At 49.1% G+C, this 1,092-nt stretch carries 1 protein-coding gene; it reads left to right on the top strand.

Going from position 1 to position 1,092, the window contains the following annotated elements; translation table 11 throughout:
- Positions 1-17: 17 nt before the first annotated feature.
- Positions 18-1,092, top strand: a 1,075-nt coding sequence (locus GGR21_RS20770) for a glycoside hydrolase domain-containing protein (RefSeq protein ID WP_183309147.1), incomplete at its 3' end; no start/stop codon positions are given.

The raw sequence follows: 1,092 nt of genomic DNA, 5'->3' as shown, positions 1-1,092 counted from the left end.
AAAACCATAATACTACAATGAGATCAGATTATATTCAGAATATACATAGGTGTTTAGGTTATCTATTGTTTGGAATGGCCGTGCTAGCCTCTTCCTGTGTGAAGACGGACCGGCATACCCAGGAAAATGATTTTGCCCGGTATGTGGATCAACGTATCGGCACGGGCGGGCACGGCCATGTTTTTATGGGGGCGAATGTCCCTTTCGGACTAGTCCAACTGGGTCCTACCAGTATACCGCAAAGCTGGGACTGGACATCGGGCTACCATATCTCGGATACCACCGTCATCGGTTTCAGCCATTTGCACCTGAACGGTACAGGCATAGGCGACCTGAGCGATATTGTACTGATGCCTGTTACAGGCCAGGTCAACCACAACCGCGGGACGCATGACAGTTACGACACGGGGATGTGGTCTTATTTCAGCCGTGCCAATGAACGTTTCGCCCCGGGTTATTACGCCACATTTCTCGACCGCTACAAAGTTGGTGTGGAACTTACGGCTACAAAAAGGGGAGGTTTCCATAAATATACCTTCACAGAGAATACCGGTGATGCCCGCATCGTTATCGACCTGGAGAACGGTACCTGCTGGGATGCCCCTGTGGAAGGGAATCTGGTGGTACTCGATAACCGGACTGTTGCCGGATACCGTTATTCAAAAGGCTGGGCAAAAGACCAGCGGATATATTTTGTCGCCGAATTTTCACGCCCGTTTAAAGAATTTCAGTTATATGATAAGAATACTCCTAAAGAAGGGACGGCATATACTTCGCCGCAGGTATACGGGGAAGCTGTCTATGGCACTACCGGTTCCGACCCTGTTTACGTTAAGGTGGCCCTGTCTCCGGTAAGCATCGAGAATGCAAAGCTGAACATGAAAGCCGAACTGCCGGACTGGGACTTTGAGAAGGTCAGGAATGAGGCTTATAATAACTGGAATGAGGAACTGTCGAAAATAAAGATAAAGACCGGGGATGAGAGTGTGAAAAGGATATTCTACACCGGGCTGTACCATACGATGATCGCCCCTTCTGTATTCAGTGACGTGAATGGTGATTACAGGGGAGCGGACGGGAAGTATCACACAA

Origin of the sequence: Dysgonomonas hofstadii, assembly GCF_014196915.1 — a bacterium.
In the GTDB taxonomy this organism is placed as follows: domain Bacteria; phylum Bacteroidota; class Bacteroidia; order Bacteroidales; family Dysgonomonadaceae; genus Dysgonomonas; species Dysgonomonas hofstadii.
The sequence above is the reverse complement of the archived record's forward strand: the minus strand, read 5'-3'. Positions and strand labels throughout refer to the sequence as shown.